Below are 15,884 nucleotides of genomic sequence, written 5' to 3'. Positions count from 1 at the left end.
ACGGCGGCTGTGGGCGTCATGTCAGCCGAGACGCGAGTCCGCCGCCGGATGGTTGCCCCGGTATATCGGTCGCGGGGGTGAGCGGTGTCCGCCGTACCCTGTGGCCATGCTGCTTCGCATGTCGACCCTGTTCCTGCGCACGCTTCGCGAGGACCCTGCCGAGGCCGAGGTTCCGAGCCATCGGCTGCTGGTCCGCGCCGGCTACATCCGGCGTGCGGCGCCGGGCGGCTACACCTGGCTGCCGCTGGGCAAGCTGGTGCTGGACCGGGTCGCCGCGATCGTGCACGAGGAGATGCGGGCGATCGGCGGGCAGGAGGTGCACTTCCCGGCGCTGCTGCCGAGGGAGGCGTACGAGAAGAGCGGGCGGTGGACCGCGTACGGCGACGACATCTTCCGGCTCAAGGACCGGCGCGGCGCGGAGTACCTGCTGGCGCCGACGCACGAGGAGATGTTCACGCTCCTGGTGCAGGACCTGTTCGGCTCGTACCGCGACTTCCCGGTGATCCTCTACCAGATCCAGACGAAGTTCCGGGACGAGGCGCGTCCGCGCGCGGGGCTGCTGCGCGGGCGCGAGTTCCTGATGAAGGACGCGTACTCGTTCGACCTCTCGGACGAGGGGCTGCGCGAGTCCTACGCCAAGCACCGCGTCGCGTACCAGCGGATCTTCGAGCGTCTGGGTCTGGACTTCACCATCGTGTCGGCGCAGTCCGGCGCGATGGGCGGCTCCGGGTCCGAGGAGTTCCTGGCCGCGGCCGAGGTCGGCGAGGACACGTTCGTGGGCTGCACCGCCTGCGCCTACGCGGCCAACACGGAGGCGGTGACCACGCCGGCGGTTCCCGCCTCGGCGGTGGACCACCCGCCGCTGGAGGTGCACGACACCCCGGAGACGCCGACCATCGCGTCGCTGGTCGACCTCGCCAACGCGCGCGGGCTGGCCGGCCGCACCGACTGGACCGCGGCCGACACGCTGAAGAACGTGGTCGTCCAGCTGACCCGGCCCGGCGCCGCGGAGCCGGAGCTGCTGGTCATCGGCGTGCCCGGGGACCGCGAGGTGGACCTGCGCCGGGTCGAGGCCCAGGTGCACCCGGCCGCGGTCACCATGTTCGACGACTTCGCCGCGCGGCCGGACCTGGTGCGCGGCTACATCGGGCCGCAGATCCTGGCCAAGCTGGGCATCCGCTACCTGGCCGACCCGCGCGTCGCGCCCGGCAGCGCGTGGCTTACCGGCGCGAACGAGCCGGGCAAGCACGCCACCAACGTGGTGCACGGGCGCGACTTCACGCCGGACGGCACCATCGAGGCGGTCGAGGTGCGGCCCGGAGACCCCTGCCCGAACTGTGCGGACGGCACGCTGGAGATCCGCCGGGGGATGGAGATCGGGCACATCTTCCAGCTCGGCCGCCGCTTCACGGACGCGTTCGGGCTGGACGCGCTCGGTCAGGACGGCAAGCCGGTCCGGATCACCATGGGGTCGTACGGCGTGGGCGTGTCCCGCGCGGTCGCGGCCATCGCGGAGCAGCACTGCGACGAGCGCGGCCTGGTCTGGCCGGCCTCGGTGGCGCCGTTCGACGTGCAGGTGATCCCGGCCGGCAAGGGCGAGCAGCTGGCCATCGCCACCGAGCTGGCCTCGGCCCTGGTGGCCGCGGGTCTGCGGGTGCTGCTCGACGACCGGCCGGGCAAGGTCTCCACCGGCGTACGGTTCGCGGACGCGGACCTGATCGGCGCGCCGCACTCCATCGTGGTCGGCCGCGGCGCCGCGGACGGCGTCGTGGAGCTGCGCGTGCGCGCCACCGACGAGCGCTCCGACATCGCGATCTCCGATGTGGTCACCCGCCTGACCAGCGATTAAGGCTCTCCGCCACCGGGTAGGTGCGTCGGTACGGACGTCCTACCCGGGAGGCGGTCATGGCCCTCACGATCGACGCACTCATGACGCGGGAGGTCGTGTACCTGCCCGCGGACACCACCCTGGACGACGCCGCGCAGGCGATGCGCGCGCGGGACATCGGCGACGTGGTGGTCACCGAGGGCCCCGCGCTGGCCGGCGTGGTGACCGACCGGGACATCGTCATCCGCGCGGTGGCGGACGGCCGCGACCCGCGCACGGTCACGCTCGGCCAGATCGCCAGCCGCGACCTGGTCATGATCCGGCAGGACGCGTCGCCGGGCGAGGCGCTGGACCTGATGAACGCCAAGGCGGTACGGCGGTTGCTGGTCTGCGACCCGGACCGGCAGCTCGTGGGCATCGTGGCGCGCGGCGACCTGGTGAGTAGTTTGTGATCATGCCTGAGATGCCGCCGAAACTGGCCGAGATCGTGGACGAGCTGGCCTCCGCGCCCCGCGACGTGGTGCTGGAGATGCTGCTGGAGTTCTCCGACGCGGTCCCGCCGCTGCCGCCGTCCGTGGACCGCGAGGGCATGGAGCAGGTCCCTGAGTGCCAGACCGCGTTCTTCCTGCGCGCGTTCGTCGGCCCGGACCGCGTGGTGACCGTGCACTTCGACGCACCGCCGGAGGCGCCGACCACCCGCGCGTTCGCCGGCATCCTGGCCGAGGGCCTGGCCGGCGCGACCGCGGAAGAGGTGCTGGCCGTGCCGGACGACCTCTACGTGCGGATGGGTCTGTCCGAGGTGATCAGCCCGCTGCGCGTGCGCGGCGGCAACGCGATCCTGGCGCGGCTGAAGAGGCAGGTCGCCGCCGCGGCATGAGCCTCTTCGGATGTTTCATGTGAAACGGTATCGACGTCGGTCGTGCGGCGGGCCCGGCTACTGAGCCCGCCTCACCACCGTCATCCCAGCTCGCGGGCCAGACCCTCGACCACCTCGGCGTGCGGCAGCTCCGCCGCCAGCGCGCCGGGCAGCCACAGCTTGCCGTGCCGGACGCCGGAGCCGATCACCACGGACGGCGCGGCGAGCACGCGCGGGTCGACCAGGATCGGCCACTCCGGCGGCAGCCCGATCGGCGTGATGCCGCCGTACTCCATGCCGGTCAGCGCGACCGCCTCGTCCATCGGCGCGAAGCTGAGCTTGCGCACGCCCAGGTGCCTGCGGACCACGCCGTTCACGTCCGCGCGCGTGGTGGCCAGCAGCAGGCAGGCCGCGTACCGGACGACGCCCTCGCGCTTGCCGGCCACGATGACGCAGTTGGCGGACTCGTCCAGGCGCACGCCGTACTCCGCGCAGAACGCGGCCGTGTCCGCCAGCCCCGGATCGATCGCGGCGACCTCGGTCCGGTCGCCGCCCGCCCAGGAGCGCAGCGCGTCGGCGACCGGCGCGGCCAGCAGATCCGGCCGGTCGAGCGCCGGCTCGGTCTTCAGGTTTCCCATCACCGGGCCATGGTGTCAGACCAGCTCGGTACGCAGCTCGTGCGCGCCGTCCGGCCGGGTCCCCTCGTAGTACACGCGCCGGCGCCCGTCCGGCAGCTCCACCACGCTCAGGTAACGCAACCCGTGCGGTGCGTACGGCGACTCGATCGGATCATCCTCGTCCGCGGTGAGCCGGCCGAACGTGCCGCGCGCGATGCCGGTGCGCTCCTCCCAGTTCTCCTCCGCGGTGGCCCGCCCGTCGTAGGCGACGGTCAACTCCTCGCCGTGCGCGATCACCGCGGCCACCCGGACGCCGCGCGCGTCCCACTCGCCCGGCCGGCCGGTCAGCGCGGTGCCGCGCCAGGTCCACGTCACGCCGTCCGGGCTGGTGGCGTACCAGGTGGACATCCGGTCCGCGTGCTCGTCGGTCTCCAGCGGGTGGCAGGAGGCCCACAGGTGCCAACGCCCGTCGTGGAACAGCACGACCGGGTCCTTGACGCCGACCGTGTCGTCCCCCGGCAGCACCGTGATCGCCGGCGCGCCGCCCAGCGCCTCCGGCGTGTCCGCCTCCACCAGATCGACGCGCCAGTGCTTGGTGCCCGGCGTGGCGACGCTGACGTAGACGCGCCAGCGGCCGTCCGGCGTGCGGACCAGCGCGGGGCGCTCCAGCGACTCGCCGCCGAAGTCGTCCCGGTGCAGCTCCGCGACCGGTGTGAAGTCCACGCCGTCGGTGGAGCGGGCGATCACGTTGACGAAGCCGCGCCCCTCACCGATCGGCTTGCGGAGCCGGTACGCCAGGTAGATCGTGTCCCCGTCGCGCACGGCACTGGGCGCACCGGCCCAGGCGCCGGTCCGCTCCTCCGGGGGTGCGATCACGGTCGTACCCTCGTGCCACCGCGGCAGGGGAAACGTCGTCGTCGGCGTGGTCACACTGGCTCCTTACTTGGCGATTTGTGCGGTATGGGTGGTCAACTGCGTCCAGTCGTCGTACGACACGCCGGTGACCTCTTCCAGCAGCCGGATCTCGTCGATGAACCCGGGCAGCACCGCCGCCCGCTGCTCCACGGTCAGCTTCGGCCGCCGCCCGCGCTCACGGTGCAGCGCGGTCAGCAGCGGCCCGCGGAACGCCTTCCGGACCCACAGCGGATAGTGATGCCCGATCCGGCCGCCGGTCCGCAGCAGGTAGCGCAGCGCGCCGTTGACCGGCGTGTCCGCCACGGAGAAGTTCACGTTCGCCTGCGGCACCTGCTCGATCACGCCGGTCTCCACGCCGAGGAACGCGCACACCCGGTCCAGCGCCTCGGCCGGCGTCTCCCGCAGGTCCCGGTAGCGCAGAATCAGCACCTGCTCGCGGTCGAACAGCTCGAACAGGTGCCGCACCTGGCTGCCGTACATGCCGAGCCCCGCGTAGTGCCAGAACGCCGCCCACCCGGCCGCGATCCGCTCCGGCTCCCGGCGCATCGCCGTCACGAAGTCCGCCTCCGGCTCCAGCCCGGCCGTCCACAGGTGCTGCCAGTTCGAGTGCGCCCGATCGACCGGATCACGCAGCAGCAAAATGATCTTCACGTCCGGAATCAGCCGCCGGATTCTGCGGTGCGCCTCCAGGTCGTACAGGTAGAACGGCGTCGCCTCGCCCGCCAGCACTCCCTCGTCCGCTTCCGCGAACAGGGCCTCGTAATCCGCCCGCCGCCACACGTGCTCCTGATACGTCTGCACGTCCCCCGGCCCACCCCGCCGCGGCGGCGGCCCATCCGTCAGAAAGAACTTCGGCTCCTTCACCCGTGACAGATAGAGCCGCGGATGCGCGGTCAGCGCCGCATGCAGGGCCGTCGTGCCGGCCTTCGGCACCCCCGCGATCAGGAAGTCAGGCAGCCGCACAGCAAGCCTCCCACTCCATTAATCCGACCTTCTTAATGGGATATCCCTTCGCAGGCTACCCGGTTTCCCGCCTCCGAGCGATCCCACCAGCCCTTTCTTCTCCCATCTCCCGCGGCGACCACTCGGCCGTAGCCACCAGCCCCGCCGAAGGCGCGAGCCCAGAACCGGCGGCGGGATGGCTCCTTCATCTCGCTCACGCAGCGTGCAAGCAATCATGGAGCCGCCCTGCGCGTGGATGCGCGAATACGACGAGCGATCACGCCGGGACGTTGTGGACGGCCGGGAGCTTGGAAGCGTTGCGCATGGTGCTTGCGGCGGTGAGCAAAACGGCGCGGCGGCGGGTGAAGTACCGCGGGGCGAGGGCCAAGGCGTGGTTGAGGTGCCCGGAAACCCAGCTGGGTGGCGGGTTGCGGCGCTCGATGACGCGAAGTCCGGTCTCGGCGACCTGGGCGGGTGTCTGAGCCCTTCCGGGACGTGAGGCGGGATCGTCGGTGGCGAGCGCCTCGAAGAACTCGGAACTGGTGATGCCGGGGGCGAGGGCAAGCACCCGCACTCCGCTGCCGCGGGTCTCGGCCCACAACGCTTCGGTGAAGCTGAGCACGAAGGCCTTGGCGGCGGAGTACACCGCCTGCATCGGGGTCGAGGAGTAGGCGCCGAGGCTGCTGACGTTCAGCAGGTAGCCGGCCCGTCGCCGCATCATGGCGGGCAGGAAGGCTCGGCTCACGTCCATCACCGCCGTCGCGTTCAAGGCCACGACCTGACGCAGCCGGGCCGGGTCCGAGTCGGCGAGACGCGCCCAAAGCCCGGCGCCGGCGTTGTTCACCACGCTCGTCACGGTGATTCCCCGCGCCGCCGTCTCGGCCAGCAGGCGCTCGCCGGGTGCATCCTCGCTGAGATCGCACGCGATCACCTCGACGTGTGCGCGATATGCCGTCCGCAGTTCGGCGGCCAGACTGTCGAGTCGGTCGATCCGGCGTGCCACGAGAACCAGGTCGGAGCCGCGCGCCGCCAGGAGCCGGGCGAACGCGGCACCTATCCCCGAGCTGGCTCCCGTGATGAGCACCGTCTCGTCGCTGTGATTCACCGGTCGCATGGTTCCTCCTGCTGTCACTGTGCTGCCTTAGTGGCAGCGTACTGCCACTAAGGCAGGGTGGTGCTATAAAGTGGGCATGAGCACAGGACCGTCCCTGCGGCAGCGCACCCGCGACCGGATGCGCCAGGAAGTCGTCACCATCGCCCTTCAACTCTTCGCCGAGCGGGGCTTCGACGCCGTCACCACGACTGACATCGCCGCCGCGGCCGGCATCTCGCCGCGCTCGTTCTTCCGGTACTTCCCGACCAAGGAAGATGTCGTGCTCTCGGGACTGCACGGGGCCGCCGAGCGAGTCCGCGACGCCCTGATCGCCCGCCCCGGTGAGGAACCGGTCTGGGAATCCCTGCGGCTGGCCTTCCATCACCTCGTCGGCGCACCGGGGTCCCCGGCCGCAGACGTCGCCGGCGTCGCGGACATCGTCATGTACAGCACGTCGATGCAGATGCGGAGTGCGGACAAACGGCACGACTGGGAAAGCTTGCTGGTGCCGGTCATCGCCGAGCGTCTGCCCGGCGGCGCAAGCAATTCGGGAGTCAGCGACGAAGACCGGGCCCGGGCTCTCCTGGCCGCCGGGCTCGCCTGCGTCGACACGGCCGCCCGAGCCTGGATCGGCAGCAACAGAACCGGCGATCCGATCGCCATCCTTGACGCGCTGATGGGTCAGCTACGCCTCGACTGACACCGCAACGGCCCGGTGGCGGCCGGCACCCCGGACCTGCCACAAAGAAGGAACGCCGGGTCTCAAACGGCAAGCCCGTCCGGCACGCGTAAGCGAGTCTCGCTTGGGGTTGGAGCCCACACTCATGGTGCTTGGGTTGGGCTTCGTCGGGTTCTGACGTAGTCCATGTATTCCTCGCCGGCTACCGCGTGGTTGACCCAGCGCCTGGGGGTCCGCGTCGATGAGGTGCTCGGCGAGCGCCATCGCTTCTTCCGCGTCTTCGCTGCGGGCCAGCTCTCGGCCTTCGCCGATGTACGCCTCGTCGACGGGATCGAGCGAGAGGAGGTTGGGCAGGCCGCCTACCCGGTCGTCGTCGGGGTCTTGGACGGTGTGAAGGGAAACCCGGTATTGCCTGTTCATAGGGCTGATCGCCACCCATCGGATGGCTCGTTCGCCGCTGATCTCGACGCCGCCGAGGAACTGTTCGATGCCGTTGCCTCGGCGCAGGGCACCGATTGCGAACCGCCGGGTGAGATAGCGCACCGGCGCCCACCTCCTCGATCTCCATACCGACCAGATGAGGAACAAGCTGCTCGACGGCATCACACAGCCGGACAACACCTCATCGCTCAAGATCGATCACAGAGTTTGCGCCAGAGTCCCGCACACGCCCAAAAAATGAACAGCCGACGCAGCAAGCCCGACCAGCCACCGAACACCCACACGAGCCCCAGCGACCCCCGATTTCCGCCAGGCCACCACCACCAGCGACACGGCGACGCCGTCGCACAGCCCAGTACGCCCCAGGCAAGCCAGGCAAGCCAGGCAAGCCAGGCAAGCCAGGCAAGCCAGGCAAGCCAGGCAAGCCAGGCAACAGCGAGGATAAGCAACGCCGGACGAGGCCAGCAGCCCGAACAGCCGAGCGCTACCAGGCGCACAAGGCCCCGACCGCCAGACCCATGTCCGCCACACCGCCTACGCCGAACTCAGCGCGCTCTAGCCGGGCCGCCCCCACAAACAACCAAGGCCAGCGAACGCTCACGGTAGGCGGCCAGCAACCCCAATACCAGCCCGAGACCCTACGACTCACCCCTGAGCCGAAGCCCTCAGCCCCGCCCACTCACGCAACCACCGGAACGTGGGGGCGTCCGGGGGCTCGGCCCCCGGAGGGGAATGACGCGCGCCCCCGGTCCGCGCTCTCCGCGGACAGGGGGCGCCCAAAGCGCGTGGAGCCCAGGAGAATCGAACTCCTAACCCCCGCCTTGCAAAGGCGGTGCTCTGCCAATTGAGCTAGGGCCCCGGGTTCTTGATTATCGCAGGTCGGGGGCGGTGGTGGCCTCGTGCCAGAGGGCGCGCTCGTCGCTCGACTGCTTGATCTTCCGCGCGATGAGGACGGCGGCGCCGACGACACCCGCGACGATCAGGAGCTTCTTAAACATCGGGGTTGTCCCCTCACTGTTCGAGCCGGCCGACCGGGGTGTCGCTGTGATCCGGGATATTCGGAAGGTGGGGCTAGCTGGAATCGAACCAGCGACCTCAGAGTTATCAGCTCTGCGCTCTAACCGACTGAGCTATAGCCCCGTGCGACCGGGAAAGATTACCGCACCCGTTGCGGACCGCCCAAATCGGGGGTCCGGCGGCCAGGAACAGTGTCGCGTGCCCGCGGTGGGCGAGGCATGCGATTTATTGTCCTGGCCGCCGTACCGATGGAGGTCAGTCCCGCTCTGCGAGCGTCAGCTCGATGCCGCCGACCAGGTCGGCGCAGACGTTGTAGATGAAGGCGCCGAGGGTGGCCAGCGCGGTCAGCAGGACCACGTTGACCAGGCCGAGCAGCGCCGAGGTGCCGATCACGCCCCTAGCCGTGATCTTGAATCCGGCGCCGCCGCTGTCGCCGCCGGAGGCGGAGACCAGCTCCTGGAGCGTCTCGTTGACGCTCTGGAACACGCCCATGGCGTCGAGCGCCAGGTAGAGCACCGAGGTGGCGACGATCAGCACGATGAACAGCACCAACGACACCGCGAACGAGAACTTCATCACGGACCAGGGGTCGATCCGCTTGACGTTCAGCCGGGCACGGCGCGGGCCGCGGGCGCCGGCCGAGCCGACCGCGTTGCGTGCCGCCCGGATGGTGTCCGTGACCTTGGCCGCGCCGACGCTCCGCACCGCGCCGCTGACCTTGTTACCGAGGCCACTGAGGCCGCTGGTCGAGGTCGAGGTGCCGGTGGCGCCGGCACCCGAGGGGATTCGCTCGGTCCGCTCGCCGGGCGGACCGGACGGGCTGCCGCCGGCCGGGGAGGCCTTGGGCTGCGCGCCGGGCTTGGCGGGTGCCGCGGTCGCGCTCTTGGACGCCGAGGCGGCCGAGCTCGCCGTGGCGGGCTTGCCGGCCGGCACGATGACCGGCTTGGTGGTGTCCTTGTCGGCTCCCGCGCCCGTGGTCGCCGGCTTGGCGGCCGTGGCCGAGGAGGAGCCGGCCGGTGCCTCGTCCGGCGGCGGCTTCATCCCCGGGGGGCGCGTGAACTTCGGGGACGGTGCGTCCGTGGAGGGTCCGACCACCGCACGGCCCACGACCGCGCGGCCCTTGGCCTTGGCGTCACCGTCGGCGGAGTCCTTGCCGGCCGGAGTCGCCGAGGTCCCCGCCCCCGACGTCGCCTGTGTCTCCGTCATTCATCAGTCCTGTTCGTCAGGCTCGTCGGCATTGCGAGCAATCGCCACGATGGTCACGCCTTCTGGGAGATCCATGAGCTTGACCCCCATTGTGTTCCGGTCCCGCGTACGGCGTACAGGCTTCACCGGAGTCCGGATCACGCCACCGTTGCTCGTGATCGCGAACAGTTCGTCGTCCGGGTCGATGACGACGGCGCCGACCAGACCACCACGCCGTTCCGTGATCTTGGCGGTCAGCACGCCCTTGCCCCCACGTCCCTGCACCGGATATTCCTCGATGGGCGTCCGCTTGGCGTACCCACCGTCGGTGGCCACCAAAACGTCCAGGCCTTCCCGGACGACCTCCATCGCGAGCAGCTCGTCGTCCTCGCTGAAGCGCATGCCGATGACACCGGAGGTCGCTCGTCCCATCGGGCGCAGCGTATCGTCTGTCGCCTCGAAGCGGATCGCCTGAGCCTTCTTCGAGACCAGGAGGAGATGGTCACCCGGGCCGGCCAGTGCGGCGCCGACCAACTCGTCGTCCTCGCGCAGGTTGATCGCGATGATGCCACCGCTGCGGTTGGAGTCGAACTCGGCCAGGCGGGTCTTCTTGACCAGGCCCTCCTTGGTCGCGAGCACGAGGTACGGCGCCACGTCGTACCCGGGGATCACGATCACCTGGGCGATGTGCTCCTCCGGCTGGAACGCCAGCAGGTTGGCCACGTGCTGGCCACGCGCGGTACGGCTGGCCTCGGGCAACTCGTACGCCTTGGCGCGGTAGACCCGGCCCTTGTTCGTGAAGAAGAGCATCCACGAGTGGGTGGACGTCACGAAGAAGTGCGACACGATGTCGTCCTGGCGAAGTGTGGCACCACTCACACCCTTGCCGCCGCGCTTCTGCGAGCGGTAGAGGTCCACCTTGGTGCGCTTCGCGTACCCGGTCCGTGTGATCGTCACCACCACGTCCTCGCGGGCGATGAGGTCCTCCATGGAGACCTCGCCGTCGAACGGGATGATCTGGGTGCGACGCTCGTCGCCCCACTTCGCCACGATCTCGCCGAGCTCCTCGGAGATGATCGTCCGCTGCCGCTCCGGCTTGGCCAGGATGTCCTTCAGGTCCGCGATCTCGATCTCGATCTTCGCGAGCTCGTCGATGATCTTCTGGCGCTCCAGCGCGGCGAGGCGCCGCAGCTGCATGTCGAGGATCGCGGTGGCCTGGATCTCATCCACCTCGAGCAGCGACATCAGGCCCTGGCGGGAGTCCTCGACCGTGGGCGAGCGCCGGATCAGGGCGATCACCTCGTCGAGCATGTCCAGCGCCTTGACCAGGCCGCGCAGGATGTGCGCGCGCTCCTCGGCCTTGCGCAGGCGGTACGCGGTCCGCCTGCGGATGACCTCCATCTGGTGGTCGACGTAGTAGCGGATGAACTGGGCCAGGTTCAGCGTGCGGGGCACGCCGTCGACCAGCGCCAGCATGTTCGCGCCGAACGTCTCCTGCAGCTGCGTGTGCTTGTACAGGTTGTTCAGCACGACCTTGGCGATGGCGTCGCGCTTGAGCACGATCACCAGACGCATGCCGGTACGGCCGGAGGACTCGTCCCGGATGTCCGCGATCCCGGCGAGCTTGCCCTCCTTGATCAGGTCGGCCATCCGCTCGGCCAGGTTGTCCGGGTTGACCTGATACGGCAGCTCGGTGACGACCAGCGAGGTGCGCCCCTTGGCGTCCTCCTCAACGTCCACCACCGCGCGCATGCGGATCGAGCCACGGCCGGTCCGGTACGCGTCCTGGATCGCCTGGGTGCCGACGATCAGGCCGTTGGTCGGGAAGTCCGGGCCCTTGACGATGCCGAGCAGCGCCTCGAGCGTCTCGGCCTCCTCGACCTCCGGGTTCTCCAGGCACCACTGCACCGCGGCCGCGATCTCCCGCAGGTTGTGCGGCGGGATCTTGGTGGCCATGCCGACCGCGATGCCCTCGGACCCGTTGACCAGCAGGTTGGGAATCCGCGACGGCAGGATCGTGGGCTCCTTGGCCCGCCCGTCGTAGTTGTCCTGCATGTCGACGGTGTCTTCGTCGATGTCCCGCAGCATCTCCATGGCCAGCGGGTCGAGCTTGCACTCGGTGTACCGCATGGCGGCCGCGGGGTCGTTGCCCGGCGAGCCGAAGTTGCCGTTGCCGTCGACGAGCGGGTAGCGCAGCGACCAGTTCTGCGCCATCCGGACCAGCGCGTCGTAGATCGCGGAGTCGCCGTGCGGGTGGAACTGACCCATCACGTCACCGACGACGCGGGAGCACTTCACGTAGCCGCGGTCCGGCCGGTAGCCGGAGTCGTACATCGCGTAGAGGATCTTGCGGTGCACCGGCTTGAGGCCGTCGCGGACGTCCGGAAGGGCGCGGCCGACGATGACGCTCATGGCGTAATCGAGGTACGACCGCTGCATCTCTACTTCGAGGCCGACCGGTTCGATCCGGCCGCCGGCGTCCACCGCGGCGTCGGCCGCGGGCTCCTCCGGCTGCTCACTACCCGTGGACTCGGGAGTATCCGTCACAGTTAACCCTAACTACTGTCAAAAGCGGCATTTCCCTGTGGATAACCGCTGTGGAAAGCGCGGAAGCTGTGGATAACTCTGCGAGAGCGGCTCGGCCGCTCTCCGCTAGATGTCCAGGAAGCGCACGTCCTTCGCGTTGCGCTGGATGAACGAACGGCGTGCTTCCACGTCCTCCCCCATGAGGACGCTGAAAAGCTCGTCCGCGGTTGCAGCGTCGTCCAGGCTCACCTGGCGCAGCGTCCGCGTGGCCGGGTTCATCGTGGTCTCCCACAGCTCGGGGTAGTTCATCTCGCCGAGACCCTTGAACCGCTGGATGTCGTCCGGCTTCGCGTTCGGCTTCTTCTCCTGGCGCAGCCGGATCAGGCCGTCCCGCTCGCGGTCGGAGTACGCGTACTGCGCGTCGTCGCCCTTGCGGTTCCACTTGATCTTGTAGAGCGGCGGCGCGGCCAGGTACACGTGGCCCAGCTCGACCAGCGGCCGCATGAAGCGGAACAGCAGCGTGAGCAGCAGCGTCTGGATGTGCTGGCCGTCCACGTCCGCGTCGGCCATCAGGATGATCTTGTGGTACCGCAGCTTCTCGATGTCGAAGTCGTCGTGGATACCGGTGCCGAGCGCCGTGATCAGCGCCTGGACCTCGTTGTTCTTCAGCACGCGATCGATGCGCGCCTTCTCCACGTTCAGGATCTTGCCGCGGATCGGCAGGATGGCCTGCACCTTCGGGTCGCGCCCCTGCTTCGCGGAGCCGCCGGCCGAGTCACCCTCGACGATGAACAGCTCGGAGACGCGCGGATCGGTCGACTGGCAGTCGGCCAGCTTGCCCGGCATCGAGCCGGACTCCAGCAGCGACTTGCGGCGGGCCAGCTTGCGCGCCTGCGCCGCCGCGATCCGGGCGCGCGCCGCCTGCGACGCCTTCGAGATGATCGTGCGGGCCTCGGCCGGGTTCCGGTCCAGCCAGTCGACCAGCCACTCGTTGCAGATCTTCTGCACGAAGCTCTTGGCCTCGGTGTTGCCCAGCTTGGTCTTGGTCTGGCCCTCGAACTGCGGGTTCGCCAGCTTCACCGAGATGATGGCGGCCAGGCCCTCGCGGATGTCCTCGCCGGAGAGCTTCTCGTCGCCCTTGAGGATCTTCTTCTCCGTGCCGTACCGGTTGATCAGCGTGGTCAGCGCGGAGCGGAAGCCCTCCTCGTGCGTACCGCCCTCGTGGGTGTTGATGGTGTTGGCGAACGTGTAGACCGACTCGCCGTACGACTCGTTCCACTGCATCGCGATCTCCACCGCGATGCCGTCGCCCTCCGCGTCGAACTGAATCACCGACTTGTGGATCGGCGTCTTCGTCTGGTTGAGGTGGCGGACGAAGTCGGCGATGCCCTCCTTGTAGCAGAAGGTGACCTCGCGCTTACGCCCCTCCTCGTCGGTCTGACGCTCGTCCACGATGTGGATGGTCAGGCCCTTGTTCAGGAAGGCCATCTCCTGGAGGCGCCGGTAGATCGTCTGGAAGTCGAACTCGATGGTCTCGAAGATCGCCGGGTCCGGCCAGAACGACACGGTGGTGCCGGTGCGATCGGTGTCGCCGAGCTTCTCGATCGGGTCGGGCTTGGAGGCGACGAAGCCCTGCCGCCAGTGCTTGCCGGCCTTGTGGATCTCCACGGTGACCTTGGTCGACAGCGCGTTCACCACCGCCGCGCCGACGCCGTGCAGACCGCCGGAGACCGCGTACGCCTTGCCGTCGAACTTTCCGCCGGCGTGCAGCACCGTGTAGGCCACCTCGACACCCGGCTTCTGCAGCTTCGGGTGGAGATCGACGGGGATGCCGCGGCCGTTGTCCTGGACGCGCACGCCGCCGTCCTCCAGCAGCGTCACGTCGATCGTGTCGCAGTAGCCGGCCAGCGCCTCGTCCACCGCGTTGTCCACGATCTCCCACACCAGGTGGTGCAGACCGCGCTCGCCGGTGGACCCGATGTACATACCGGGCCGCTTCCGCACCGCCTCGAGGCCCTCGAGCACGGTGAGTGAATCGGAGTTGTACTCCTGCTTTTCTTCCGCTGCCACCCTCGGCCACTTTCTCGCACCGGACACCCGGGGGGCGAACGGTGCGGGTTCGGCGGGCGCACGACGACACGCGCGGCCCTCAGGGTCGCGCGGTCGCCGCGGGAAGCCCGCGGATCGCGATCGGCGGGACACTGCGGCCGAAGCCGGTTACGGAGTGTGTCTCCGCGATCAGCTTGCCCTCGGTGTCCCGATCGCCTCCATCCTACTGTGCGCCGACGACATTCTCCGGGTACGGCATCCCCTTCCGGGCACCTGAGACCTCCGTAGCGGCGAGAACCGCCCGATCTCGACTCCCCCCACGCACCCCGGGCGAGCGAGGGCGGCCAGCCGAGCGGCGCATATCGCCACGAAAGCCGCGGTGAGCGAGAAAATGCGTGCGGCACCGTCACGCTGGGACAGCAAAAATGAGTGACGAAGCACGCATGGCCGCTCCGGGTGCGCCGGGGTCGCGCTCGGCCCGTCCGGTGCCGTAACCTGCCCCGGCGCGGGGCGCTAGGCGTTCGATGCTGTCCGAGGCGGTAAGGGAAGGTGACCCCCGATGGGGCTTGACAACGTCGCCGTGCAGTGGCCACGCACGGGCCGGTTCTACGACCCGGTGGCACCCGCCGCGTTCGTGGACTTCGCCGAGCTCGCCGACGCGCCTGACGTCGCGTCCCCCACGGCCGCGCTGGCCGGCCACATCGCCGAGACCGGCACCGTGCGCGCCACCGCGTACACCGAACTCGTCGATCTGCTCCTCGGCCTCAAGGGTGTGCTTTACGCCACAGAGGCCGCGAACGAGGACGAGGACCCGGTGATCGACCCCGACGGCTGCGCCTGGATCGCCGGCGGCCTGGAGAAGTTCGTGATCGGCCACGAGAAGCTCGGCGACCTGGTCACCTTCGACACCGTCGGCGAGGTCCTGCGCACCGCCATCGCCGACAGCCGCCTCGCCGAACAACAGCTGCGCTGGCTCGAAACCCGCATGGACTCCCTCCGCGACGAGTCCGGCGGCGCCCCCCAGTGGGCCTTCCCCCTCTCCGAACTCGCCGTCCTGGCCCGCTTCTACCGCCGCTGCGCCGACCGCGCCTTCGCCGTCTACGCCGACTACTGAGGAATTCCCAGGGCCGAGCCCCGGACCCCACGGTCTGGTGGGCGGGCTCGTGGGGCAGGTGCGGCCGAGTGGCTGGCGGGGTTGAGATTTAGTAGGGGCGGATTTTCCCGCTTTTCGGGTGGTTGCGTGGCGAGTGCTCCCGCGGGCAAACCTCGCCGCGGGCTTCGACTCCGCTAGCGCTCCGCTCCGCACGCGGCGTCGGAGCCGGTCCCGCACCACTCCCGGAAACCCACGCGGCATCCCATCGCCACGGCTGCCGGCCGCGGCTTCCGAGCCGCTGAGGGCGCGCGGTGTTCGGCGGCTCCGGTTCCCGACCGCGCCCCGAGCGTCGGCTGGGAACCGACAGGACTCGCTAGCTCCAGTGCCCACCTGACTCGCGGGCCGCGGATGACCGCGGTGGGTGCCGTCAGATCGGGCGCTTCGCGCCCGAATATCGGTATAGAGCGCCCTATGGCCAGCCTTGCGCTGATTCGCGGGCCGCTTTGCTCTGCTTACCTGAGCGGCGCGAGCCCAAGCATGCTCATCCAGCCGCACGGTTTGGGTTATTTGTTCGGGTAAGCAGAGCAAACGAGCCGCGACCAAGCATGGAAGCCCCGCGAGTCGACCCTGTGTCCTGAGACCG

At 69.5% G+C, this 15,884-nt stretch carries 14 protein-coding genes and 2 tRNA genes; 5 read left to right on the top strand and 11 right to left on the bottom strand.

From position 1 onward, the window contains the following. The first annotated feature begins 106 nt into the window (after positions 1-106). From J2S41_RS34215 to J2S41_RS34205, 3 genes are read left to right on the top strand one after another with little or no spacing between them, the layout of a single operon-like run. Positions 107-1,849, top strand: coding sequence for a proline--tRNA ligase (locus tag J2S41_RS34215; protein ID WP_310374239.1), 1,743 nt, complete (start codon positions 107-109; stop codon positions 1,847-1,849). 56 nt (positions 1,850-1,905) lie between these two features. Then, on the top strand, positions 1,906-2,280 hold the full coding sequence (locus J2S41_RS34210) for a CBS domain-containing protein (RefSeq protein WP_310374237.1): 375 nt from the start codon (positions 1,906-1,908) through the stop codon (positions 2,278-2,280). Between the two features lie 2 nt (positions 2,281-2,282). Beyond that, the gene (locus tag J2S41_RS34205) at positions 2,283-2,705 is read left to right on the top strand and encodes a SufE family protein (protein ID WP_310374234.1); all 423 of its coding nucleotides are present in this window, start codon (positions 2,283-2,285) and stop codon (positions 2,703-2,705) included. Positions 2,706-2,785: 80 nt separating this feature from the next. Here J2S41_RS34205 and J2S41_RS34200 read toward each other — a convergent pair whose 3' ends face one another. The 4 genes from J2S41_RS34200 to J2S41_RS34185 form a co-directional block, all read right to left on the bottom strand. Continuing rightward, on the bottom strand, positions 2,786-3,322 hold the full coding sequence (locus J2S41_RS34200) for a YbaK/EbsC family protein (protein ID WP_310376723.1): 537 nt from the start codon (positions 3,320-3,322) through the stop codon (positions 2,786-2,788). A 15-nt stretch (positions 3,323-3,337) separates the two neighbouring features. Further along, a complete protein-coding gene (locus tag J2S41_RS34195; protein ID WP_310374233.1) occupies positions 3,338-4,231 on the bottom strand; it encodes a glycoside hydrolase family protein in 894 nt (297 codons plus the stop codon). A gap of 9 nt (positions 4,232-4,240) precedes the next feature. Next, positions 4,241-5,179, bottom strand: a complete 939-nt coding sequence (locus J2S41_RS34190; RefSeq protein WP_310374231.1) for a sulfotransferase family protein — start codon at positions 5,177-5,179, stop codon at positions 4,241-4,243. Between the two features lie 256 nt (positions 5,180-5,435). Next, complete coding sequence (locus J2S41_RS34185) at positions 5,436-6,263, bottom strand: SDR family NAD(P)-dependent oxidoreductase (RefSeq protein WP_310374229.1); 828 nt, start codon at positions 6,261-6,263, stop codon at positions 5,436-5,438. Between the two features lie 85 nt (positions 6,264-6,348). Between J2S41_RS34185 and J2S41_RS34180 the strand changes: the two genes are divergently transcribed. Beyond that, entirely contained in the window at positions 6,349-6,951 is a 603-nt protein-coding gene (locus J2S41_RS34180; protein ID WP_310374227.1) for a TetR/AcrR family transcriptional regulator, read from the top strand. On the opposite strand, the gene J2S41_RS34175 is transcribed toward J2S41_RS34180, so the two are convergent. The 7 genes from J2S41_RS34175 to gyrB all read right to left on the bottom strand — a co-directional run bounded on the left by J2S41_RS34175 (position 6,937) and on the right by gyrB (position 14,169). Beyond that, the gene (locus J2S41_RS34175; protein ID WP_310374226.1) at positions 6,937-7,473 is read right to left on the bottom strand and encodes a hypothetical protein; all 537 of its coding nucleotides are present in this window, start codon (positions 7,471-7,473) and stop codon (positions 6,937-6,939) included. The genes J2S41_RS34180 and J2S41_RS34175 overlap by 15 nt on opposite strands. A 684-nt stretch (positions 7,474-8,157) precedes the next feature. Then, positions 8,158-8,230 (bottom strand) — tRNA-Ala (locus J2S41_RS34170). A 10-nt stretch (positions 8,231-8,240) separates the two neighbouring features. Continuing rightward, a complete protein-coding gene (locus tag J2S41_RS34165) occupies positions 8,241-8,369 on the bottom strand; it encodes a DLW-39 family protein (protein WP_310374225.1) in 129 nt (42 codons plus the stop codon). 68 nt (positions 8,370-8,437) lie between these two features. Beyond that, positions 8,438-8,511: transfer RNA gene (locus tag J2S41_RS34160), tRNA-Ile, on the bottom strand. Positions 8,512-8,643: 132 nt separating this feature from the next. Further along, positions 8,644-9,594 carry a DUF3566 domain-containing protein gene (locus tag J2S41_RS34155; RefSeq protein WP_310374224.1) on the bottom strand — a complete coding sequence of 317 codons (951 nt, stop codon included), beginning with the start codon at positions 9,592-9,594 and terminating at the stop codon, positions 8,644-8,646. A gap of 3 nt (positions 9,595-9,597) precedes the next feature. Next, entirely contained in the window at positions 9,598-12,120 is a 2,523-nt protein-coding gene (gyrA, locus tag J2S41_RS34150; RefSeq protein WP_310374223.1) for a DNA gyrase subunit A, read from the bottom strand. Between the two features lie 105 nt (positions 12,121-12,225). Then, positions 12,226-14,169, bottom strand: coding sequence for a DNA topoisomerase (ATP-hydrolyzing) subunit B (gyrB, locus tag J2S41_RS34145; RefSeq protein WP_310374222.1), 1,944 nt, complete (start codon positions 14,167-14,169; stop codon positions 12,226-12,228). A 538-nt stretch (positions 14,170-14,707) separates the two neighbouring features. On the opposite strand from gyrB, the gene J2S41_RS34140 reads away from it, so the two are divergent. After that, entirely contained in the window at positions 14,708-15,262 is a 555-nt protein-coding gene (locus J2S41_RS34140; RefSeq protein WP_310374220.1) for a hypothetical protein, read from the top strand. Positions 15,263-15,884: the final 622 nt, after the last annotated feature.

The sequence above is a fragment of the Catenuloplanes atrovinosus genome (assembly GCF_031458235.1).
In the GTDB taxonomy this organism is placed as follows: Bacteria; Actinomycetota; Actinomycetes; order Mycobacteriales; family Micromonosporaceae; genus Catenuloplanes; species Catenuloplanes atrovinosus.
This window is presented reverse-complemented; position numbering and strand designations above follow the sequence as displayed.